At 73.6% G+C, this 22592-nt stretch carries 19 protein-coding genes; 11 read left to right on the plus strand and 8 right to left on the minus strand.

Annotation, left to right across the window (positions count from 1 at the left end; all coding sequences use genetic code 11):
- Positions 1 to 97: 97 nt before the first annotated feature.
- Positions 98 to 445, plus strand: coding sequence for a hypothetical protein (locus ACZ4VL_RS02695; protein ID WP_468194863.1), 348 nt, complete (start codon positions 98 to 100; stop codon positions 443 to 445).
- A 116-nt stretch (positions 446 to 561) separates the two neighbouring features.
- Here the strand turns inward: ACZ4VL_RS02695 and ACZ4VL_RS02700 are convergent, their stop codons facing one another.
- Positions 562 to 1536 (minus strand): CinY protein, encoded by a 975-nt coding sequence (locus ACZ4VL_RS02700; protein ID WP_468194865.1) that lies wholly within the window; start codon positions 1534 to 1536, stop codon positions 562 to 564.
- A gap of 79 nt (positions 1537 to 1615) precedes the next feature.
- Positions 1616 to 2200, minus strand: a complete 585-nt coding sequence (gene thpR, locus ACZ4VL_RS02705; RefSeq protein ID WP_468194867.1) for an RNA 2',3'-cyclic phosphodiesterase — start codon at positions 2198 to 2200, stop codon at positions 1616 to 1618.
- A 271-nt stretch (positions 2201 to 2471) separates the two neighbouring features.
- Here thpR and ACZ4VL_RS02710 point away from each other — a divergent pair, with 271 nt between their 5' ends.
- On the plus strand, positions 2472 to 2702 hold the full coding sequence (locus ACZ4VL_RS02710; protein WP_468194870.1) for a hypothetical protein: 231 nt from the start codon (positions 2472 to 2474) through the stop codon (positions 2700 to 2702).
- A 75-nt stretch (positions 2703 to 2777) separates the two neighbouring features.
- On the opposite strand, the gene ACZ4VL_RS02715 is transcribed toward ACZ4VL_RS02710, so the two are convergent.
- On the minus strand, positions 2778 to 3461 hold the full coding sequence (locus ACZ4VL_RS02715) for a maleylpyruvate isomerase N-terminal domain-containing protein (RefSeq protein ID WP_468194873.1): 684 nt from the start codon (positions 3459 to 3461) through the stop codon (positions 2778 to 2780).
- 202 nt (positions 3462 to 3663) lie between these two features.
- On the opposite strand from ACZ4VL_RS02715, the gene ACZ4VL_RS02720 reads away from it, so the two are divergent.
- Complete coding sequence (locus tag ACZ4VL_RS02720; RefSeq protein ID WP_468194876.1) at positions 3664 to 3798, plus strand: hypothetical protein; 135 nt, start codon at positions 3664 to 3666, stop codon at positions 3796 to 3798.
- Positions 3799 to 3983: 185 nt separating this feature from the next.
- Here ACZ4VL_RS02720 and ACZ4VL_RS02725 read toward each other — a convergent pair whose 3' ends face one another.
- Positions 3984 to 4373, minus strand: a complete 390-nt coding sequence (locus ACZ4VL_RS02725; RefSeq protein WP_468194879.1) for a hypothetical protein — start codon at positions 4371 to 4373, stop codon at positions 3984 to 3986.
- Positions 4374 to 4625: 252 nt separating this feature from the next.
- On the opposite strand from ACZ4VL_RS02725, the gene ACZ4VL_RS02730 reads away from it, so the two are divergent.
- Both ACZ4VL_RS02730 and ACZ4VL_RS02735 read left to right on the plus strand, forming a co-directional pair.
- Positions 4626 to 7688 carry an NACHT domain-containing protein gene (locus ACZ4VL_RS02730; RefSeq protein WP_468194881.1) on the plus strand — a complete coding sequence of 1021 codons (3063 nt, stop codon included), beginning with the start codon at positions 4626 to 4628 and terminating at the stop codon, positions 7686 to 7688.
- A gap of 146 nt (positions 7689 to 7834) precedes the next feature.
- On the plus strand, positions 7835 to 9121 hold the full coding sequence (locus ACZ4VL_RS02735; protein WP_468194884.1) for a phytase: 1287 nt from the start codon (positions 7835 to 7837) through the stop codon (positions 9119 to 9121).
- Between the two features lie 93 nt (positions 9122 to 9214).
- On the opposite strand, the gene ACZ4VL_RS02740 is transcribed toward ACZ4VL_RS02735, so the two are convergent.
- Positions 9215 to 9892, minus strand: a complete 678-nt coding sequence (locus tag ACZ4VL_RS02740) for a macro domain-containing protein (protein WP_468194886.1) — start codon at positions 9890 to 9892, stop codon at positions 9215 to 9217.
- Positions 9893 to 10193: 301 nt separating this feature from the next.
- Between ACZ4VL_RS02740 and ACZ4VL_RS02745 the strand changes: the two genes are divergently transcribed.
- Positions 10194 to 11810, plus strand: coding sequence for an ADP-ribosyltransferase domain-containing protein (locus tag ACZ4VL_RS02745; RefSeq protein ID WP_468194889.1), 1617 nt, complete (start codon positions 10194 to 10196; stop codon positions 11808 to 11810).
- Between the two features lie 39 nt (positions 11811 to 11849).
- On the opposite strand, the gene ACZ4VL_RS02750 is transcribed toward ACZ4VL_RS02745, so the two are convergent.
- Genes ACZ4VL_RS02750 through ACZ4VL_RS02760 form a run of 3 tightly spaced genes read right to left on the minus strand, consistent with a single transcriptional unit; the run spans position 11850 to position 15456 of the window.
- On the minus strand, positions 11850 to 14177 hold the full coding sequence (locus ACZ4VL_RS02750) for an FtsX-like permease family protein (protein WP_468194891.1): 2328 nt from the start codon (positions 14175 to 14177) through the stop codon (positions 11850 to 11852).
- A 2-nt stretch (positions 14178 to 14179) separates the two neighbouring features.
- Entirely contained in the window at positions 14180 to 14953 is a 774-nt protein-coding gene (locus ACZ4VL_RS02755; RefSeq protein WP_468194893.1) for an ABC transporter ATP-binding protein, read from the minus strand.
- On the minus strand, positions 14950 to 15456 hold the full coding sequence (locus ACZ4VL_RS02760) for a PadR family transcriptional regulator (RefSeq protein WP_468194896.1): 507 nt from the start codon (positions 15454 to 15456) through the stop codon (positions 14950 to 14952). Before ACZ4VL_RS02760 ends, ACZ4VL_RS02755 begins: the two co-directional genes overlap by 4 nt.
- Positions 15457 to 15625: 169 nt before the next feature.
- Between ACZ4VL_RS02760 and ACZ4VL_RS02765 the strand changes: the two genes are divergently transcribed.
- The 5 genes from ACZ4VL_RS02765 (at position 15626) to ACZ4VL_RS02785 (ending at position 22495) form a co-directional block, all read left to right on the plus strand.
- Positions 15626 to 16897 (plus strand): ABC transporter substrate-binding protein, encoded by a 1272-nt coding sequence (locus ACZ4VL_RS02765; RefSeq protein WP_468194898.1) that lies wholly within the window; start codon positions 15626 to 15628, stop codon positions 16895 to 16897.
- A gap of 218 nt (positions 16898 to 17115) precedes the next feature.
- On the plus strand, positions 17116 to 18807 hold the full coding sequence (locus ACZ4VL_RS02770; protein WP_468194901.1) for a glycoside hydrolase family 13 protein: 1692 nt from the start codon (positions 17116 to 17118) through the stop codon (positions 18805 to 18807).
- Positions 18808 to 18874: 67 nt separating this feature from the next.
- The gene (locus ACZ4VL_RS02775; RefSeq protein ID WP_468195170.1) at positions 18875 to 20212 is read left to right on the plus strand and encodes an ABC transporter substrate-binding protein; all 1338 of its coding nucleotides are present in this window, start codon (positions 18875 to 18877) and stop codon (positions 20210 to 20212) included.
- Between the two features lie 10 nt (positions 20213 to 20222).
- On the plus strand, positions 20223 to 21560 hold the full coding sequence (locus tag ACZ4VL_RS02780) for an ABC transporter permease (protein ID WP_468194903.1): 1338 nt from the start codon (positions 20223 to 20225) through the stop codon (positions 21558 to 21560).
- Positions 21561 to 21706: 146 nt separating this feature from the next.
- On the plus strand, positions 21707 to 22495 hold the full coding sequence (locus tag ACZ4VL_RS02785; protein WP_361087488.1) for a carbohydrate ABC transporter permease: 789 nt from the start codon (positions 21707 to 21709) through the stop codon (positions 22493 to 22495).
- Positions 22496 to 22592 lie beyond the last annotated feature (97 nt).

A 22592-nucleotide genomic window follows, 5' to 3' on the forward strand; every position in this document is an offset into this window, starting at 1 on the left:
CGGTCATCCCGGCGGGCGCGCACCGCATGCCGTCCTCCGCGCGGCACGTCACGCTGCGACCAAGGGCAGCCATCACCGCACAGACGAGGACCGATCCATGTCCCACCTCCGGCATATCGGCGTCATCACCGGGGCGGCAGTTCTGCTGCTCACGGCCACGGCCTGCTCGGCCGGCAAGACCACCGTGGGCACGCTCACCTTCCGCGGCCACGACTCCCCGGTCGTGCTGACGTACTCGAACACGCCCGTCCAGGGCTGCCACAAGATCCGCCTTCAGGACGGCGCGGCCCACGTCGAGAACAACACCCAGGCCGACGTCATCCTGTTCCGGACACCGGAGTGCGAGAAGACCGACAAGGCCCCCGGCGTCTACGTCCCCATGTCCAGTGCGAACGTCACCGCGCCCGGCACGCTGCCGTGGCGCAGCTTCTCCGTCGTCCACTGACCGACTGACCGACTGACCGACTGACCGACTGACCGACTGACCGACTGACCGACGGACCCGGCAGGTTCCGGGACCGGCCCGGAACCATGTCGTGCTCCGGGGCACGCCCGCCCCGTTCAGCGGCAGTCGGCGGCGGGCCGGTCGTGGGTCAGGGCGCAGATCATCTGCTCGCCGCGGCGGCCCGGGTAGGCGGTGTGCACGGCGGCCCGGAAGTCGTTCCACTGGCGGGTCACGTCCCGGGCGGCGAGGTCGGTGGCCCGCCCGAAGTTCCCGTGGGCCGAGCGGCGGGCGGCCGGGGTGTCCTTGGCCAGGGTGCCGTTGTGCCGGACGCGTCCGTCGCAGCCGACGGAGCGGGTGCCGGTGGAGTCGAAGTCGGGGTAGCAGCCGGTGCTGAGGTCCTCGGGTACGAGGGCTGCGGCTTCGGCGGTCCAGACGGCGTCCGCCATCGTGCTGTAGCGGCCCACGGCGAGGAACGGGGCGACGGCCGTCCGGGCCAGGCCGGGCGGGTTGGTGACGCCGAGGGCGCCGGTGGTGCGGTCGGACCAGTTGCTGTGCGCGTAGAAGTCCTCGATCTGGTGCCAGCCGCGGCCCAGTTCTTCGAGCACCCGGCATTTGGCGCGGTCCGGTCTCCCGTCCCAGGTGCAGGGAGTTCCGAGGTCGGTTTCGCGCGCACGGACGCGGCCTTCGGCATCCACGAGCCCGTCCGCCGCGCGGACGGCGGCGCGGAAGCGGGTCACGGAGCTGCGGATGCAGGCCAGGAGCTCGGTGGTCGCCTCGTCCCGGGTGCGCGGGTAGGCGGGGGCGTGGCGCGGGGCGAGGTAGTCGGCGTTGTCGCAGTGCAGGATGCCCAGCGTGAAGTACTCGCCGTGGTCGTTCGCGTTGATCGCGCCCGTGCGGGCGTCGGCCAGGGCCGTCAGGGTCCGTGACTGCCAGGGCAGTGCCGCCCTGGTGATCGTCTCGTGGTCGCCCCCGGTGAAGGCCCGTGCCGGGGTCGGTGCCAGGACGGTCGTGGCGGCGACCGCGCAGGCCAGCGTGACGAGCGCCGTGGGCGGACGCCGCCGTGGCGCCCCGGGGGCGGGGGTGAGGGGCACGCGGGCCTCCTCGCGGGAACGGTTCGGCCGTGGCCCCAGGATCACCCGGCCCCCCGGGTCCTGCATCCGCGGGCGGGCCTCAGCCCGCGCCGCCGAAGCTCCAGGCCTCGATGTCGCGGTAGTGGATGGGGCCGGGGCCGCGGCCGAAGTTGCTGCCGACCAGGTGGAGGCGTTCGGTCCGCCAACGGCGGCCGGCGAACCCGGCGAGCCCCGCGGCGGCCGCCACCGCGCTCGAGGAATCGGCCCGGCGGGACCGGGCCAGCGTCAGGTGGGGGTTCAGCGGCCGCCCCTGGAACGGGACACCGCTGTCCTCGACCAGGGCCCGTACCTCGGCGGCGAGCAGGTGCAGTCCTTCCAGGTCCCCGTCGATCCCGCTCCACAGCACCCGCTCGTCGAAGTGCCCGCCGCCGCGCAGGCCCAGGTGCAGCGGCCGGCGCGCCGCAGCGAGCTCGGCGAGCGGCGGCTTCAGCAGCGGCACGGTGGCGGCCGGGACCTCGCCCAGGAACGCGAGGGTGATGTGCCAGTCCTCGATGCGGTTCCACCGCATGCGCGGGTACGCCTCGTAGGCGGGCCGCAGCTCCCGTTCGAGCTCCACCTTCGCGTCGTCGGGCGGTGCGAGCGCTATGAAGACGCGGAGGGTCTCGGCCCGTGTTTCTTCCTTCACGAGAGACTTCGTACCGCGTCCGGGCGGGTTCCGTCACATCCTGCCCCGTACACCCGTCGCAGCCGCCGCCCCCGAGAACCTGTTCGCCGCCCGCGGGCGCGGCTATCGTCCTCCCGGGCGGGGCCGCCGGCCGGCCGGACGAGCGGAAGGACGCCATGTCGGTCGGACGACGCAGGACGAGCACGCCGCGGCTCCCGCCGCGCTGGTTCATCCGTCTCGTCTGGTCCCTGCACCGCGGGGCGTACCGGGCCCTCGGAGGCCGGATCGGGCTGTGGCGGCCACGGGCCCGCGGCTGGGGCGCGCTCCGGCTCACGACCACCGGGCGCCGCACCGGCCGGTCCGGTGCGGTGCCGCAACCGGCGACGAGCGGTCGCGGCTCTGGGCCCGCTGGCGGGAGATCGACGCGAACCTGGACGCCTACGCGGCGCTGAGGCCAGCCGAGACGGCGGTCGTGAGCCTGGAGCCCGATCCCGGCGGACCCGACGCGCCGCGCAAGAACTGACCGGCCCGCCGCTCCCCGGGAACCCGGGCCGTCCCCCGCGTGCAGGCGGTCGGGGAGGAGGTGCGGGCAGGCCGCTCAGCCGAGGACGAGGGGGAGCCGCGCGCCGAGCCCGCCCCGCCGGTCCGGCCCGTCCGTCCCGGCCAGCACGGCCTTCTCCGCGTCGGTCGGGGGCCGCCGCCCGGTGCCGACGAGCAGTACGTCCCGGTCGGAGAACGACGGGGGGAACGCCGCCCCGGCGATCCGCTCCAGCATCCGGCGCGACCAGGCGAGGCCCTCCGCGGGCGGCCCGGCCGCGTGCGGGAGATGGGCGACGAGGTCGAGGTGGTGCAGCGTCCACTCCAGGACGTACGCGGACAGGTAGTCGCCCGCGGTCAGGACCTCGCCGCGGGTGCCGACCCGCAGGTCGGGGTCGGCGAGGTCGGCGGCCCGGCCGGCGGCGGAGCCGACGTCGTCGAGGTGGAACCTGAGCAGCCACGGCTCCCCGTACGCGGCCGCCAGCCGTACGGTCAGCGCGTCGAGCGGGTCGTCCCCGGTCGGCGGGGCGCCGGTGACTTCCCAGTAGGTCACCGCGTCGCGGGTCGGCCGGCCCGCGACGGGGGTCACGAGGGTGATCAGAACGTCCTGGGCGTCGATGACCAGGTGGCAGACGAGGTCCCGCACGAGCCAGCCGGCACATCCGGAGGGCCGCGTGAATTCCTCGTCCGGAAGTTCGGCAACGGCCGCACGCAAGGCGGCCCACGAGCGTGAGAAGAGATCCACGGCGGCACGCTAGCGCGCCCGCCCACCGCGCCGAACCGTATGGACCTGCGCGTTGGCCGAAGCTCGATGATGCCGACCTGCCACATCCCGACCTGATGCGTCGGAGCCTTCGCCCGACGCAGCGGCCCGCCCCCTCCAGCGCACGGTCCTCGACGCCGGGCCCGGCCAGGCGTCCCGGCTGATCGACGAACACGCGCCGAGCGTGCCGCTCGCCACGCTGCAGGGCCCCGTACTCGCCGGCGCGGTCGAGCGGGTCCTGACCGCCGCCGCACGGGAACCCGGCCTGCCGGTGCTCGCCGGCCTGCGCACCGAGGCGGACCGGGAACGGTCACCCTGACCGCGACCGACCGCCACCGGCTCTCCACCCGCGCCCCGGCCCCGCCGAACCGGCCGGCGCCCCCTGGGCCGCCACCGTCGACGGGGACGAACTGCGGGCCGCGGCAGCCGAGATCCGCCGCAGCCCGCTGGTGCGCGTCGAAGCGACCGCTGAGCCGGCCCGGGACGCCCGCGGCCGCCGGCCCCCTACACCTCCCCGGAGGCGGATTCGAGGAGGGCGATTTCTCTCGCCACGGCGGACGCCTCCTCCCCGCGCTCCATGAGATTCAGCTGATCCCGCAGGGACGCGAGCGATCGGAGGAGAACTCCCTGACGGCCCGATTCCAGTTCGCACAAGCGGCGTGCGGCGTCGACGGATTCGACCCGCAGGGCCAGTGCTATCTCGGGCCGGTCGGCGAATTCCTTGCTGTACTTGATGAGGTCGACGGCCAGTCGGGACAGGTACGCCAGCGGGCTGACCTGCACCAGAACCCGGTAGGCCGCGACGCGCCGACGGACCGGGGGCTTCTCCGACTCCAGGAGGGAAACCCTGGCGCGCAGCACTGCATGGTGATTGATATTCGCCGAGTGATTCATGACCGGAATTCTGAAAGACCGACAGTCCCTGAACAAGGCCGAGAACATGTGCCGTTCGCCCTACGAAAAACCCGTCAGACCTGTCATGATGGATACGTCTTAACCCGTGCGCCCTCCCCCGGAAGCACCCCGAAGCTCCCGGAAGTCGCCCGAGGCCACCCGGACGGAGCGGTTTCCCCGGAACCGTCGGCCCCCCGGCCGCGGCCGTGCGAGAGTGGGCCGTGAGGCGGGGCGGGGTGAGCAGGGGGCAGGGTGGGCGTGCGCAGACTGCTGTCGTTATCGGACGCGTTGGTGCTGCTCGGGGGTGATCCACCCGCCGTGGCCGCCCTGGACCGGGCCCTGGGCGGGGCGCTCAACGCGGCGACCGGGGGCCTGGGGGACGGACTGCTGCGCGTCGCCGACGCCCGCGGAAGCGTCCTGGGCCTGGGCCGCGACGCAGTGCGCGGCCTGGGTCGGCGCCTCGGCCGCGCGCAGGGCCGGGCCGAGCGCACGGACCTGCTGCACGCCGCGCACACCGTGATCGTCGTCGTCGCCTGGTTCCAGGCGCTGGAGGAGTCGGACCTCCCGTTCCGCATCGACGACCTCGAACTCACCCGCGCCGAACAACTCGGCCTCGCCGGCGCCCCGCAGCCGGGACCCCGCGGCACGGCGTTCGCGCACGCACTCGCCGCGGTCGACGCGCCCCATCCCGCACCCCACCGCCCCTTCGAGGACGTGACGACGGAGCTGCGCCGGTGGTACGGAGGGCTGTCGGAGCGGTTCGTCGTCTTCGCCGAAGGGCTCCGCGCCTGGGCCGACCTGACGGAGTCCGACCGGAGCACCGCACTGCGCGTCCTCACCACCCGCCTCCCCGACACCTCCGTCCGGCACTACACCGACCTGTACGCACAACTGGCCCAACAGGCACCCGAGTTCGGTTTCTGGGCCGCGCAGGTCGAGCACCAGGCCACCCGCGACCGGGTGCGGACCGCGCTGGCCGGAGTCGAAGAACTGCTGTCCGCGGCGGCGCACACGATGCGCCCGCCCACCGACGTCGCGGCCGCCCTCGCCCGCTCCCACGAGGCCGCCCTCACCCGGCCCGTGCTCGACGCCTCCACCGCGCCCGACGGCATCAGCGTGCCCGCCCTCCAGGACATGTACCTCGACCCGGACTTCCGGGTGCGGGCCGTGGCCGGCACCGGCGGCCCCGCCAGCGAGTCCTGGTGGGAGGAGGTCCCCGTGCGCCGCGACCTGACGGGCTACCTCGCGGGCGCCCTCACCTCTCCCGGAGGGGCGGGCTCCCCGCTGCTGGTGCTCGGCCAGCCCGGCGCCGGCAAGTCCGTGCTGACCCGGATCCTCGCCGCCCGGCTGCCCTCCGCCGGCTTCCTCCCCGTCCGGGTCCCGCTGCGTGACGTACGCGCGGAGGACGACCTCCAGGAGCAGCTGGAGCAGGCGGTCCGGGCGGCCACGGGGGAGCGGGTGACCTGGCCGGAGCTGGTCCGCTCGGCCGGCGGCGCGGTCCCCGTCCTGCTCCTCGACGGCTTCGACGAGCTCCTGCAGACCACCGGGGTCCACCACAGCGACTTCCTCGTCCGCGTCGCCCGGTTCCAGCAGCGCGAGGCCGAACAGAGCCGGCCCGTACGCGCGCTGGTCACCAGCCGCACCGCCGTCGCCGACCGCACCCGCTACCCGGAAGGGCTCGTCGCCCTGCGCCTGGAGCCGTTCCGCCCCGCCCAGATCCGCCGCTGGCTGGAGCTGTGGAACGACGCCAACGCGAGCAGCTTCGCCGCCCGGGGACGGCAACCCCTGCCCTGGGCCGCCATCGCCCGGCGCGAAGCGCTCGCCGCGCAGCCGCTCCTGCTGACGATGATGGCCCTGTACGACGCCACCGGCAACGGACTGCGGCGCGACGGCGACGACCTGCTCGACGAAGCCGAGCTGTACGAAGAACTCCTCACCTCCTTCGCCCACCGGGAGGTCGACAAGACCGCCCCCGGCGCCCTCCCCGAGCACGGCCTCGCGGAGCGGGCCGAGCAGGAACTCCAGCGCCTGTCCCTCGTCGCCTTCGCCCAGCTCAACCGGCGGCGGCAATGGGTGTCGGCCGCCGAGCTCGACGAGGACCTCACGGCGCTGCTCGGCCGCCGCTCCACGGCCGCCTCCGGGTTCCGGGCCCCGCTCGGCGCCGCCGAGGAAGCGCTGGGCCGCTTCTTCTTCGTCCAGCGCGCCCAGTCCATCCGCGACGGCCGGATGCTGTCCACGTACGAGTTCCTCCACGCCACCTTCGGCGAATACCTCGTCGTACGGCTCGCACTGCACGTCCTCACCAGCCTGCTCACCGACCGGCCGGCCCTCTCCCTCGGCACCAGCCGCGTCGACGACGACCTGGCCTACGCGCTGCTGTCGTACGCCCCGCTCTCCTCGCGGCAGATCCTGCGGTTCGGGGGGTCGATGGTCCGGCGGATCCCCGACGGCGAACGCGAACGGCTGGGCCGCCTCCTCGTCCGCGTCTTCCACCAGCACACGACCCGCACGGACGACCCGCACCCGGCCTACCGGCCCGCCGTCCTGCGCACCTCGTCACGGCACGGCATCTACGGAGCCAATCTCGTCCTCGTGGTGCTGCTGCTGACCGGGGGCATCACGGCCGCAGCCCTCTTCCCCGGCTCGGCGGACCCCGTCTCCGCCTGGCACCGGCACGCCCTGCTGTGGCGGTCGTCGTTCGACGAGCAGCAGTGGACGGACTTCGCACTGTCGCTCTCCGTCCACCGCAGTCGCGCGGAGAACGACCGGAGTCTGGAGGTCCGCCTCAGGTCCGGGGAACTGCGGCCGCCCGAACCGTTGGACATGTACTGGCTGTTCCGCACTCCCGGACCGGGCGTCGCCTTCTGGTCCCGGACCTACTGGGACGAGCTGTGGCACAAGATGGACGTCTCCTCCGGCACCAACGACTCGGTGGTACGGCACGCCATGGATCCGGTCATGGAGTGGCTGGGGCCGACCGTGACCATGTTCACGTGGTCCAGGGAGGGGCAGCCGGCCACCTCGCTCGCCCATGACCTGCTGCGCCTGACGATCGGCGGCAGCGTCGGGCTCTCCGCCGACGAGCTGATCGGCCTGTACCTGCGGGCCGCCGGCACCCTGGCCCGACTGCCGGAGGACTCCCCGGTCGTGGAACCGGCGACCCGGCTGCTCGCCGACATGTTCGACCGGGACCGCCCGGCGCTCGGGAGAAACGCCTCCGCCGACCTCCGGGACCACTTCCGCTCCCTGTCCCGTCTCAACGAGCGGTTCTGGCCCCTCGACGCGCCGGACCGGACGGTCCCGGAACAGCACTGACGAGCCGGCGGTACGATCCCGCCGGGCGCAACGTAGGGGGGCGCGTAGCGGCGAATTCACCTACTGGTCGGTAAGCGGTTCTCGGGCAGCCGCCCACCCGCGAGAGCGTGTCGCCGCCGACGCCAATCCCCCCTGAGAGAAGGAACATGACGACACGTCCTGTGGGACGCGCTCTCGCGCTCGTCCTGGGCGGGGTGCTCGCCGCCTCGTTCGCGCTGCCGGCCGAGGCCCACGGAATCAAGGCCGTCCACCCGAGGGCCGAGACCCGGGCCCTCTTCGACGACGAGGCCGGCGGCGACGCCAACGCGGACGACCCGGCGATCTGGCGCAACCCCGCCGACCCGGGCCGCAGCCTGGTGGTCGCCACCGCCAAGCAGGGCGGCCTGCGCGTCTACGACCTGGACGCGAAGGAGGTCCAGTCGCTGCCGGCCCCGGCCGGTCCCGGCGCCGACGACGCCCCCGGCCGGTTCAACAACGTCGACCTCGTGCACGGCCTGCGCATGCGCGGCGCCCGCGCGGACGTCGCCGTGGTCAGCGACCGCGGCAACGACCGGCTGAGGATCTACCGGATCGACCGCGACCGGCCGGGCGGCCCGCTCACCGACGTCACCGACCCCGGTGCACGGCCCGTGTTCTCCGCCGACCAGGCCGAGATCAACGAGCAGGCCACCGCCTACGGCCTGGCCACGTGGACGGACCGCGCCACCGGCCGGTCCTACGCGCTGGTCAGCCAGCGCAACCGCACCCGGATCGCACTGCTGGAACTGGTCACGACCCGCTCCGGCACGGTGGACTACCGCCGCGTCCGCACCCTGGACCTCCCGTCCTCCTTCCGGCTGCCGAACGGGACCACCTGGGCGCCCTGCGCCGAGCCCGGCGAACTGCCGCAGGTCGAGGGCATGGTGGTCGACCCGGCCGACGGCACGCTCTACGCGGGCCAGGAGGACGTCGGTATCTGGCGGATCAGGGCGGACCTCACCGGGACCCCGCAACTGATGGACAAGGTCCGCGAGTACGGCGTCCCCGGCACGTACGACGAGGCCACCGAGGAGTGCACGCCGGGCACCGACCCCGGCTACGGCGGCACGCACCTGTCGGCCGACGTCGAGGGCCTGACCCTGGTCACCGAGCCCGACGGCGACGGGTACCTGCTGGCCTCCAGCCAGGGCGACAACCGGTTCGTCGCCTACGACCGCGAACGCGACGAGGACAACGAGTACGAGGGCTCCTTCCGGATCACCGCGGCCTCGGCCGTCCTCGACGGCTCGGAGGTCTGCGACGGCGCCGCCGCACTGAACGCGCCGCTCGGCGCCACGTACCCGAAGGGCCTGCTGGTCGTCCAGGACGGACAGGAGACCCCCGGCGACGGCGCCCGCGAAGCCACCGGCTTCAAGTTCGTCGACCTGGGCGACGTCCTCCACGCCCTCGACTGAGCCCTGCCCCGGTCCGCACGCCCCGCCGTTCCCGAAAGGAGGCGGGGCGTCCGGCTCCCGACGCCGCGGCCGCGGCGCCGGCCGCAGGCCCGGTCAGCTGCGCGAGGTGGCCCGCCGGGGCGGCGCGATGCGTATCCGCTGCTCCTCGGGCGCGTTCTCGATGTCGTCCAGCTGCGCGAGGATCGTGCTGCGCAGGTCGTCGTAGTCCTCGAAACGGTGGTCGTTGAAGAGCGTGTAGCCCGTCCACATCAGGTTGGCGCACACCCGGGCCGGTACCCGGCCCGTCCGGGCGCCCATGCCGACCAGGGCCACCGAGCGGATGCTGCCCGGCTGCGCCAGGTTCTGCCGGTGGACCGCCTGGAACGCCGCGGCGCAGGCCAGGGCCACGTTCAGCGTCTCGCTCACGTTCTGCGAGGACGTCTCCATCGTCGGCGTCGAGATCAGGAACCTCGGGTTGACCGCCCCCGAGGGAACGCACACCGCGCTCCCCACCGGAAGACCGCCCGCGAACTCCTCGCGGATCGCCCGCTGCACCCGGAGCTGGATGCCCGCCCCGAGGTGCCGCTTGATGACGGCGTCCACGCCGCCGTCCATCCGGCCCCGGGAATTGGTCGGGCTGACCCAGGCGTCGACCTCCTCCGCGAGGATCGACCCCTTGCGGATCTCGATCTCCGGGGTGTCGGCGAACGCGGCCCGCCACGACTCCACCACCTTCGTGTTGACGTCCGCCAGCACCACCCGGAGCTGCGGCTGCACACGGTTCACGGTCATGATTCGACTCCCGTCGACAAGGGTTCTGCCCACCGGGAACGACGCTATCGGCCCCCACTGACAACGCCCCTTCCCCAGCGCCCCGGTGATCGACCGTCACGATTGCGGGGCGTCCGGCGGGGTGTTAGCCTTCCGCCGGATTCCCGGTGATCGAGCTTCGGCGACGTGTGCCCACCCGCCCCGCCGCATGCTCCCGGATCCGTTCTTCCGCTTCTGTGTCCGCCGCTGCCGCGGGGACACCGACCACCGCGCCCACCGTGCCCGAGCCGGCACGGTGTGATCCTTCGGAGTGCCTCCACCCATGAGCGACGCCCCCATCCAGGCCCAGTCCGACCCCAACGACCCGCTGGCCCTCGCCGACCTGTTCAAGGGCGGCGGCGAGCCGTGGCTCCCCCTGCTCAAGCCGGTCATCGAAGCGCAGCCGGACGCCGCCGCGTTCATCGGCCCGGGCCGCGGACCGGAGGTCGTTCCCGTCCGCGAACTCACCTTCCAGGCGCTCAAGCCCAACCCGCCGCACAAGTGGCGGGTCGTCGTCTTCGGCCAGAACCCGTACCCGCGGCCGGAGAGCGCCACGGGCATCGCCATGTTCGACAACACCTTCCACGACTGGACGGACAGCCAGTTCGGCCGGGTCGTCAGCATCCGCTGCATCATCAAGGCGGCGGCGATGTGGAAGTACGGGATCCCCAAGAAGACCCCGATCGCCGACGTCCGCGCGCTGCTGAAGAAACAGGACACCGTCCAGCCGCCGGAGTGGTTCCAGGCGATGCTCACGCAGGGCGTCCTGCTGCTGAACGCGGCGCTCACCGCGGGCAGCGACGGCTCGACCGGGGCCGACCGGCACACCGCGTTCTGGCGCCCGGTCGCCGAGCGGATCGTCGAGGAGATCCTCAAGGCCAAGCAGGACGCCGACGAGGAGGACCGCGGAGTCGTCTTCGCCTGGTGGGGCGCCCACGCGCGGAACCTGAAGAAGGTCGTCCTCCGACTGCAGCAGAAGTACCCCGACGTCGAGGTCCGGCACATCGACCACCCGAACCCCGCGGCGCAGGGAGACGTCTTCTGCGAGGGCGACCACTTCGCGATGGTGAACGAAGCCCTCGCCTCGCTGGGCGCCGACCCGATCGACTGGCTGCCGAGCAAGGGCTGGAACCAGGCCGCGGCGGACGCCACCGGGCCGGACGGCGGTGTCGCCGAGCGCATGGGGGCGTTCATCGCGTCCACCATGGAGCTGCACCAGCTCTACCTGGAACGACTTTCCAGCGTCAAGGACGAGGGACTCGTCCTCCCGGCGATCACGGGCGTGTTCGACACGCCGCTCATGGAGTTCCAGGACGCCGTCACCCCCGTCGCCAGGCTGCTGGCCGGGCTCGACGGGCACGTCAAGCGCTCCCACGAGTTCGGCAAGAGGCGCGCGGACGAAGCCGCCGGCGGCCTGTCCGCCGACGCGATCGCCGCGCTCTACCTCTACACCTGCGAGTCCGCGTTCTACCGGGAGATCAACGCCGTCCTGCGCTCCCCGGACCGGGCCGAGCTCGTCCCGTACCTCCCGTACCTGCGGCTGCTGTTCTCGGCGGTCTCCCAGCTGCCCGCCCGCACCGACCCCCTGTTCCGCGGTGTGGCGCTGGACCTGCGGGCCCAGTACCCGGTGGGCCGCACCGTGACCTGGTGGGGCGTGTCCTCGTGCACGCCCAAGCTCGGCGTGGCCCGCGCGTTTCTCGGCAGCCGCGGCAAGCGGACCCTGTTCGAGGTGGTCCCCTCCCGGGCGGTGGGCATCCGCAACTTCTCCGCCTTCACCGAGGAGGAGGAGTACATCCTCGCGCCCGGTACGCAGCTCAGGGTGACGGAGGTCAAGACCGAGCGCGGCGGCCTGTGCACGGTGAGGCTGGCCGAGCTGGAGGAGGGGCCGCTGGTGTCCTGAGCCGGGGCGGCGGACCGCCGGGCGGCGGCGGGGAAGGCGTCAGAGGGTTTCGCTCAGCGAGTCCGCCAGGCGCCGCCGCGCCGCCCGGGCCGCCGGCAGTGCCGCGGCCGTGACGGCACCCAGCACCGCCCCGGCGACCACCGTCACCAGCACGGGCAGCGGCGGCAGCTGGGCGATCCCGGAGCCGATCCCGCTCGACGCCCCCTGGGCGTCCACCAGCCAGCGGCCGGCGAGCGCACCCGCGACCGTCCCCAAGCCGGCGGACAGCAGAGCGGTCAGCCCCGCCGCCGTGACGATCATGGCCCCGATCTGCCGCGGCGTGAGGCCGATCGCCTTCAGCGCGAGCAGGTCCCGGCCCCGGTCGCGGACGCCCGTGCTGATCAGCGTCAGCAGCTCGGTCAGCCCGATCAGGGCCAGCACCGCGACCAGGGCGGCGATCACCGCGCGCGCCGGCTCCAGCCGGTCGGCCGGATTGGGGGTCTCGCGGACCTCCAGCGTTCCGGCCGCCGACCCGGCGAGCGCGCTGCGCACGGTGCGGGGGTCCGCACCGGCCTCCAGCACCAGCGCGTGGTAGTCGGGCCGCAGCTGGGGATCGCGCTCCCGCAGGGCGTCGACCGTCGTGGTGATCACCCGGCCGCCGGAGTCGGGCTCGATCGTGCGGCCGACGAGGTGGAGGATCTGCGGCCGTCCCGCGACGGTCATCCGCACCCAGTCGCCGACGCGGACCCCGAGGAGGTCGAGCAGTCCCTGCCCGGCCACCGCCTCGTCCGGACCGTCGGCCGCGCGCCCCTCCACCACCGCCGAGGGGTACGGGTCCCGGGCCGTGCCCAGCCCGCGGAGCGTGATCGTGCCGGTCTGCCCCGGCACGAGCGCCGCCAACTCCGCGCCCGGATGGACCGCGGCGACACCCGGGACCGCCGCGAGGCTCCGCTCCAGTTCCGGGTCCGACGGGCCGCCCGGCTGCTGGGCGCGGACGGTCAGCGCCGCGGGCACGCCGACCGTCGCGGGCCGGCTGCGGAACTGGTCCAGCGTGGACCAGGCGACGAGCGCGACCGTGATGAGCGCCAGCGGCAGCGCGAGCCGGAGCACCGGCACCACCGTCCGCCAGCGGCGCGGGAACGCGGCCCGCCACCCCAGGACAAGCGCCGGGGGCACCCGTATCCCGAGCGCCCGCCGGCCGAGGGCGGTCATCGGCGCGGCGGACGGCAGCGCCGCCCGCGCCACCGGCACCGGAGGCACCCGCCCGGCCCGCCAGGCCGACAGCCCGGTCGCGGTGGCGATCAGCAGCACCGCACCGCACGGGATCCCGATCATCAGGGCGGTGTGGCCGGGCAGGTCCTGCCACACCCCGGCCGCGTCCCCGATCCGCCCCGGTATCCGGGCGCCGAGCAGGGCGATGGCCGCCGTCCCGAGGGCCACGCCGAGCAGGGCGAAGGCCAGGTGCTGGACGAGGAAGCCCCGGACCACCTGGCCGGGGGTGAAGCCGACGGCCTTGAGGACGGCGATGTCCCGCAGCTGACCGCGGACCCGCGCGGCGATCGCCCCGGACGCGGCGAGCGCCGCCGCGAGCAGCGCACCGAGCCCGAAGACGGCGAAGACCTGCCCGAGGAGCCGGTCGTCCCCGCCCGCCTCGGCCCGCGCCTGCTGCCACTTGGTGACCTGGGCCACGCGGTCCGCGCCGAGGACGGTCACGGCCCGCTGGACGATGAAGTCGGTGTCGCCCGGATCCTCCAGGCGCAGCCCCACGCTCTGCCCGAAGGGTCCCCGGGCCATGGCGTCGAGGGTGGGGGAGAGGACCCATCCCGTACCCGGTGCACCGCCCGGCCGGTAGCGGGGCTCGGCCGTCTCGGCCACGCCGCTGACCCGCAGGGTGCGCGGGGCGCCGTCCGGCCCGGTGACCCGTACGGTGTCGCCCGGCTCGGCCCACAGTGCGCGCGCGACCGAGGCTTCGAGCACGACGGTGCCGTCCCGGTCGGCGGCGCCGTCCGGCGGGGTCAGCCAGCTGCCCGCGGTGACGAGCGGCCGCCCCGTCTCCGGCGGCGCCGTCCCGGCGGCGCGCAGGGTCACCGCGGCCCGGGCGCCGCGCGACTCGACGGTCGCCGCCGCGGTGCGGAACGGCCCGGAGACCGCGGCGACCCCGTCCAGTCCGGACAGGGCGGCCACGTCCGCGCCGGCCCGCGTGTGCAGCCAGACGTGCGCGCCCCGGGACTGGTTGAAGCTCCGCTGCCAGGGGTTCGCGGCATAGCCGAACAGCGCGCCGGCCAGCAGCAGCGAGGCGATGATCCCGGCGCTGGCCAGGACGACGAAGAGGGCTTCGCCGCGGTGTGCGCGGAAGTCGGCGTGCGCCCAGCGCAGTGTGGCCCGCACGGTCAGTCCTTCAGGTCGAGGACGCGGGACACGCCGCCGGCCCGCCCGGGGCGGCCGTCCCCGGCCCCGAGCCGGGCGTCGTCGGAGATCTGCCCGTCGAAGAAGCTGATGACGCGGTCCGCGGCGCTGGCCATCCGGGCGTCGTGCGTGACCATCATGATCGTCTGGCCGCGCTGGTGGAACCGGGAGAGCAGCCGCAGCACCTCGCGGGTTCCCTTGCTGTCGAGGCTGCCCGCCGGTTCGTCGGCGAGGAGCAGGGCGGGGTGGTTGACCAGGGCCCGGGCGAGGGCGACCCGCTGCTGTTCGCCGCCCGACAGTTCGCCGGGCATCGCCCGCTCGCGGCCCTCCAGGCCGAGCTCGCAGAGGAGCTCGGCGCGGGACGCCCGGGCTGCCTTGGGGGAGGTGCCGGCGAGCAGGGCGGGCAGTTCGACGTTGTCGGCGACGGTGAGGTTGGAGACCAGGTTGAAGAACTGGAAGACGATGCCGATGCTGCGGCGCCTGAGCACCGCCCAGCGGGCCTCGCGGTAGGCGTCGACCCGCTCCCCGCCGATCCACAGGCTGCCGGCGTCCGGCCGCTGGAGGCCGCCGATCAGGTGCAGCAGCGTGGACTTCCCGGCTCCGGAGGGCCCGGTGACCGCGACGAACTCGCCGGGCTGGACGGTCAGGTCCACCCCGCGCACCGCGTGGACCGGGGCGCCCTCGCCGTGGTGCGTCTTGGCCAGGCCCTCGGCCCGGACTATGGGCACGTCCGGAGCGGCGGTGGCGGCGTCGCTCATTCCAGCTCCTCCTGGCAGCGTTCCAGCCAGTCGAGGTCGGCCTGCAGGTGCAGCATGGCGCCCTCGATCAGCAGTTGGGAGATCTTGTTGTCGCGGTCCTCGGCGGCGGCCAGCTTCGACAGGTCCCGCATGGTGTTCAGGTACTGCCGCCGCTGCTTGTTGATCAGCGCGATCGGATCGGCCATTCCCGATTCCGGTGCGAGGGCGAGCTTCATGAAGAACTCGTCCCGTACCCGGGGTTCCTCGGCGGTGTCCTCGAACCAGGCCTGCACGGCCTCGCGCCCGGCGTCGGTCAGCCGGTACGTCCGCTTGTTGGGCCGGCCGGACTGCTCGACGTCCTCGCCTGCGATCAGGCCGCTCTTCTCGAGCCGCCCGAGGGTGACGTAGATCTGGCCGACGTTCGGCTGAGGGTACGCGGCGCCCAGGAGCTTCTCAAGGTCCTGCTTCAGCTCGTAACCATGGGCCGGGCCGCGCGTGAGGAGTGCCAGGAGCGGCAGACGCACTCGCTCCCCCCTCCTTTTCGCTCCGTAGCCGACCGTTCACCGGGCAGCGCACCGGTCGGCGCCGCCGCCCACCCCGTCTGCCTGGGCATCTAGTATCGCGCATGCCTAACAGGTATATATAGGCCGCATGCGTCGGCAGCGCAGCCGGATCGTGCACCAGGAGGAACCTATGCGGTGGATGCGTGCCGCGGGTAGGGCTCTCCTGGTCGCGGCGGTCGTGCTGACGGGGTACGTCGGCTTGGGCGTCCCCGCCGACGCGGGCGCCTCCGGGGCCCGCGGCCCCCTGACGCTCGCCACGGCGGGCGACCTGACCGACTACCTCTCCCCGCTGCTCGCCGACTGGAACGAGGACCATCCCGACGAGCGCGTGACGCTCGTCGAGCTGCCCGACTCGGCCGACGAGACCCGGGCCCAGATGATCAGCGAACTGCGTTCGGGCGGCAACCGCTTCGACGTGCTCAACATCGACGTCGCCTGGACGTCCGAGTTCGCCGCGGCCGGATGGATCGCCCCGCTGGAGCGCGGCCGCTTCCCGCTGGACGCGTTCCTGCGGCCGGTCGTCGACACGGCGACCTTCGACGGCCGGCTCTACGCGGTCCCGTACGTCACGAACGCGGGACTGCTCTACTACCGCAAGGACGTCCTGGACCAGGAGGGCGAGCAGCCGCCGCGGACCTGGGCCGAACTGGCCCGCCAGGCCCGCACCATCGCCCCCAGGCACGGCCTGGACGGTTACGCCGGCCAGTTCCTGCCCTACGAGGGGCTCACCGTCAACGTCACCGAGGCCGTGCACTCCGCGGGCGGATCGATCCTGCGGGACGACGGCGCCCGCGTGGCCGTGGACTCCGACGCGGCCCGCGCCGGCCTGAGGTTCCTCGCGGACGGCGTGCGGGACGGCTGGATCCCCCGTGAAGCCCTCGGGTGGAAGGAGGAGGAGTCCCGGCAGGCCTTCCAGGACGGCCGGCTGCTGTTCCTGCGCAACTGGCCCTACGTGTACGCGAACGCGGGCGCCGCGGGCTCGAAGGTCGCGGGCCGGTTCGGCGCGGTTCCGCTGCCCGGGGCCGACGGGCCCGGCGCCAGCGTGCTGGGCGGCTCCAACCTCGCCGTCAGCAGCCACGCCCGGCATCCGGCGACGGCCGCCGACCTGATCTCCTACCTGACCAGCGAACCGGTCCAGCGGAAGGTCCTCACGCAGGGTTCGCTGCCGCCGGTGCGCGCCGCGCTGTACGAGGACCCCGAGCTGGTCCGCGCGTACCCGTACCTGCCGACGCTCCGGCAGAGCGTGCTGTCCGCCGTGCCGCGCCCCAAGAGCCCGCGTTACGACCAGGTCAGCATCGCCGTGCAGGCGGTGGCCCAGGACCTGATGGCGCTGCGGCAGACGCCGGAGCAGGCGGTGGCCCGGCTCACGCGCGAGCTCGAGGCCCTCTCCCGCAAGGGCTGATCGCACTCCTGCTTCACCTCCCCCGAAGGGCATCTACTTACATGTTAAGTAGATGCCCTTCGTCGTGCTACCCGGATGTACCGGTACAAACCACCCCAACTTCCGGCTAGTTCTGGACACATCGTTGACACCTTTCGGTCGCCGCTACTTAACATGCATGCATAACAGCGCACCTGATCAGGGCGCTCTCGCATTCAGCAGAAACAGGTCGACGCGAGATGCTCAGCACCCTTCCGGCCGACACCGGCCTCCCCTCCCGCAGCGCCCCGGCACGCGACGCCTGGTGGCGCGACGCGGTGATCTACCAGGTCTACGTCCGCAGCTTCCTCGACAGCACCGGGGACGGCATCGGCGACCTGGCCGGCGTACGGGCCGGGCTGCCCTACCTCCGCAAGCTCGGTGTCGACGGCATCTGGCTCAGCCCCTTCTACCCCTCGCCGCAGCACGACCACGGCTACGACGTCGCCGACTACTGCGGCGTCGACCCCGTCTACGGCGACCTCGCCGAATTCGACCGGCTCGTCGCCGACGCCCACCGGCTCGGCCTCAGGCTGCTGCTCGACATCGTCCCCAACCACTGCTCCAGCGAGCACCCGTGGTTCCGCGAAGCGCTCGCCGCGGACCCCGGCAGTGCCGCCCGCTCCCGCTTCCACTTCGCACCCGGCCGCGGTCCGGACGGCGCGCAGCCGCCCAACAACTGGCACGCCATGTTCGGCGGCCCCGCCTGGAGCCGGGTCACCGGCCCCGACGGCTCCCCGGGGGACTGGTACCTGCACCTGTTCACCCCCCAGCAGCCCGACCTGAACTGGCGCGACCCGGCCGTGGGTGACGACTTCGAGCAGGTCCTGCGCTTCTGGCTGGACCGCGGTGTCGACGGCTTCCGCATCGACGTCGCCGCCGGCCTCTTCAAGCACCCCGACCTGCCCGACTCGGACGACCCGGCGGCCGACGAGCGGGCCCGCGACGCCGTCAACCAGCTGGCCTGGAACCAGCCCGAGGTCCACGGCGTGTGGCGCCGCTGGCGCGCGGTGTGCGAGGAGTACACCGCCCGCGACGGACACGAGCGGCTGCTGGTCGGCGAGGTCTCCGTACCGACGGCCCGCGAGCACGCCGAGTACGTCCGACCCGACGAACTGCACCAGGCCTTCTTCTTCGACCTGCTCAGCGCACCCTGGGACGCCGACGCCTTCCGCCGGACGATCACCGAGGCGATACGCGACATCGCGGGCACCGGCTCCACCGTCACCTGGGTCCTCAACAACCACGACCAGGTCCGCACCGTCACCCGCTACGCCGGCGAGCCCGGCGTGGAAGGCAGCGGACTGGGAGCCGCCCGCGCCCGCGCCGCCGCCCTGCTGATGCTCGCCCTCCCCGGCGCCGCCTACGTCTACCAGGGCGAGGAGCTCGGCCTCCCCGAGGTCCTCGACCTGCCCGACGAGGTCCTCACCGACCCGATCTTCCACCGCACCGGCAGCCGCAAGCACGTCCGGGACGGCTGCCGCGTCCCCCTCCCCTGGTCCGGCCACGCCTCCCCGTTCGGCTTCAGCCAGGCCGCCGCCGACGTCAGGCCCTGGCTGCCGCAGCCCGCCTGGTTCGCCGAGCACGCCACCGACCGCGCCCTCGCCGACACCCGCTCCTTCTGGCACCTCTACCGCGAGGGCCTCCAGCTGCGGCGCAGCCTCCCGCAGCTCGGCGACGGCACCCTGCGCTGGCTGGACACGCCCCCGCAGGTGCTGGCGGTCGTCCGCGGCGACGGCCTGGTCTGCGCCGTCAACTTCGGCACCGAGCCGGTCCCCGCCCCCGTTCCCGGAACCCCGCTCCTCGCCAGCGGCCCCTGCCCCGACGGGGTGCTCCCCGCCGCCACGGCCGCCTGGTGGACGGGCGAGTTCCCCGCCCCGTCAGCCCCGTAGCCCCCGTACGCACCCCCGCCCCACCCCGCCCCGACCGCCCCTCACCCGCCCCTTCGAAAAGGAGCCGATCATGCGACGACCCAGCACGACGCCCCGCCGGATCGCCGCCGCCACCTCGGCGGCCCTCACCCTCGCCCTCGGTGCCACCGCCTGCGGCGGCGGCACCACCGCACCAGCGTCCGGCGGCGAGCTCAGCGGCCAGACCGTGACCGTGGCCGGCGTCTGGACCGGCAGCGAGCAGAAGAACTTCAAGAAGGTCCTGGACGCCTTCACCGCGAAGACCGGCGCCAAAACGGTCTTCGTCCCCTCCGGCGACAACGTCTCCACCTTCGTCGGCAGCAAGATCGAGGGCGGCAACGCCCCCGACGTCGTGATGGTCCCCCAGGTCGGCGTCCTGAAGCAGTTCGCCAAGGAGGGCTGGCTCCAGCCCCTGTCCGAGCAGACCGCCAAGACCGCCGACTCCTCCCTCGCCCCGGTCTGGAAGAACTACGGCACCGTCGACGGCACCTACTACGGCCTCTACTTCAAGGCCGCCCACAAGTCCACCGTCTGGTACGCCCCCGACGCCTTCACCCAGGCCGGCGCCGGCGAGCCCAAGAGCTGGGCCGACCTGCTGAAGACCGGCCGCTCGCTCGCCGACTCCGGCCGCCCCGCCTTCGCCGTGGCCGGCGAGGACGGCTGGACCCTCACCGACTGGTTCGAGAACGTCTACCTCTCCCAGGCCGGCCCGGAGAAGTACGACCAGCTCGCCCAGCACAAGATCAAGTGGACCGACGACAGCGTCGTCAGGGCCCTCACCACCCTCGGCGAGCTCTTCAAGGACGACCAGCTCGTCGCCGGCGGCGCCCAGGCGGCCCTCCAGACCGACTTCCCCTCCTCCGTCGAGCAGGTCTTCGGCCCCGCCCCCAAGGCGGGCATGGTCTACGAGGGCGACTTCGTCGGCGGCGTCGCCAAGGACCAGTTCGGCAAGAAGCCCGGCACGGACGCCAAGTTCTTCCCGTTCCCCGCCGTCGACGGCGGCAAGGCGCCGGTCGTCAGCGGCGGCGACGCGGCCGTCGTCCTCAAGCAGGGCAAGAACGGCAAGGCCGGCATGGCGCTGGTCGAGTTCCTCGCCTCCCCGGAGGCGGCCGAGGTCTGGGCCGGAGCGGGCGGCTTCCTCTCCCCGAACAGCAAGGTCGCCCCCTCCGCGTACGGCGACGCCACCGCCCGCAGCACCGCCGAGTCCCTCGTCGCGGCCGGAGACTCCGTCCGCTTCGACATGTCGGACCAGGCCCCGGCCGCGTTCGGCGGCACCAAGGGCGCGGGCGAGTGGAAGCTCCTGCAGGACTTCCTGCGCGACCCCTCGGACCCGCAGGGCGCCGCCGCCAGGCTCGAGGCCGAGGCCGCCAAGGCCTACGGGAACTGAGGCGTCCGCCATGGCTGACACCTCCACCGCCCGCGCCGCGGCCGACCCGCGGCGCCGGGCCCGCAGGAGGCAGCGGCGCCTCGCCGTCCTCTTCGTCCTGCCGGCCCTGCTGCTGCTCGGCGCGCTGGTCGTCTACCCGGTGGTCTTCTCCTTCGTCCGCAGCCTTTTCGACGCCAGCGGCGACCGGTTCGTCGGCGCCGGGAACTACGCGGCGATCTTCCAGGACCCGGCCACCCTCAAGGCGATCCGCAACAGCACCATCTGGGTCGTCGTCGCCCCGACCCTGCTCACCGGCCTCGGCCTGGTGCTCGCCGTGCTCACCGAGAAGGTGCGCTGGGCGACCGCCTTCAAGCTGGTGCTCTTCCTGCCGATGGCCGTGTCGTTCCTCGCCGCCGGCATCATCTTCCGCCTCGCCTACGAGCAGGACCCCGACCGTGGCGTGCTCAACGCGGTCGCCGTCGGCATCCACGACACCTTCGAGGACGCCGCCGCCTACCCGACCGCCCGTCCCCGCGAGGGCCACGGCCTGACGGGGGGCACGGGCGGCCCGTACGGCACCTCGCAGCCGGTACGCCCGGGCGCCGCCGCGGTCCCCCTCGGCTTCGTCGGGGTGGCCCCCGGGGCGATACCGGCCGGAGCCGAGGCCGCGGCCGCACCGCCGGCCCCCGGCCCGGACGCCATCGCGGGCGTCGTCTACCTCGACTTCGCGCCCGGCGGCACCGGCACCCCCGGCAAGGTCGACCCCGGCGAGAAGGGCCTGCCCGGCATGACCGTCGAGGCCGTACGGAACGGCACGGTGGCCGCGACCACCACCGCCGGCGCGGACGGGTCGTTCCGCTTCACCGGACTGGCCGCCGGCGAGTACACCGTCCGGCTGCCCGCGGCCAACTTCGCCGCCCCCTACCAGGGGGTGAACTGGCTCGGCCCCGCCCTCGTCACGCCGGCCATCATCGGCGCCTACCTGTGGGTGTGGACCGGCTTCGCGATGGTGCTGATCGGCGCCGGGCTCGCCGCCATCCCGCGCGACGCGCTGGAGGCCGCCCGGATGGACGGCGCCACCGAGGGCCAGATCTTCCGCAAGATCACCGTGCCGCTGCTGGCGCCGGTCCTCACCGTCGTCTTCGTCACCCTCGTGATCAACGTGATGAAGGTCTTCGACCTCGTCTACATCATCGCGCCCGGACCGGTCCAGGAAGAGGCGAACGTACTGGCCACCCGCATGTGGCTGGTCTCCTTCGGCGGCGGCAACGACCAGGGCCTCGGCAGCGCGCTCAGCATGGTGCTCCTCCTGCTGGTCGTCCCCGCGATGGTCTTCAACATCCGGCGGTTCCGAAGGAGTGGAACATGAGCAGCCAAGGCACCATCGAACGCCGGCCGCCCCGCCGCGCGACGGCACCGCCGGACGCCGCCGCCCCCGCCGCGTCCGCCCCCGGGCGGCGCCGCGGGAACGGGCTGACGCGCCTGCTGAGCAGCTCGGCCGTCCAGGTCCTGCTCATGCTGGTCGCCCTCGTGTGGATCACCCCGCTGGCCGGTCTGCTGCTGTCCTCGATGCGCTCCGAGCAGGACAACGCCTCCGGCGGCTGGTGGACCGCCCTCGCCGACCCGGCCCAGCTGTCCCTGGACAACTACACGGCCCTGCTGGAGGACTCCGGCATCGCGGCGGCCTTCGGCAACACCGTCCTGATCTCCGTGCCCACCACCGTCCTGGTGGTCGGCATCGCGGCCCTGGCCGGCTACGCCTTCGCCTGGCTGGAGTTCCCCGGCCGGGACGCCGTCTTCCTGGTGGTCGTCGGACTGCTGGTCGTGCCCGTGCAGATCGGCCTGCTGCCGGTGGCCAAGCTGTTCGGCGCGGTGGGGCTGTTCGGCACGATCGCGGGCGTCATCCTCTTCCACGTCGCCTACGGGCTGCCGTTCGCGGTCTTCCTGCTCCGCAACTACTTCGCCGAGATCCCGCGCGAGATGTTGGAGGCCGCCCGGATGGACGGCGGCAGCGAATGGCGGATCTTCTTCCGGCTCGTGCTGCCGCTCGGCCGGCCGGCCATCGCGAGCCTGGCCATCTTCCAGTTCCTCTGGGTCTGGAACGACATGCTCGTGGCGCTGCTCTTCGCGGACAGCGGGTCCCAGCCGCTCACGGTCGCGCTGCAGTCCCAGATCAGGCAGTTCGGCAGCAACATCGGCGTCCTCGCGCCGGGCGCCTTCCTGTCCCTGGTGGTCCCGCTCGTCGTCTTCTTCGCCTTCCAACGGCACTTCGTCCAAGGCGTGATGGCGGGGTCGGTGAAGTAGCGCAGCCGGTGGAACGGCGCCGCCGGGCCCGTGCCCCGCAACGGCTTCCCCCTCCCGCAGCCCGGGGGGGTGGAAGCCGTTCGGCGTCAGGTCGGGG

It is taken from the genome of Streptomyces sp. NPDC029014 (assembly GCF_055564695.1).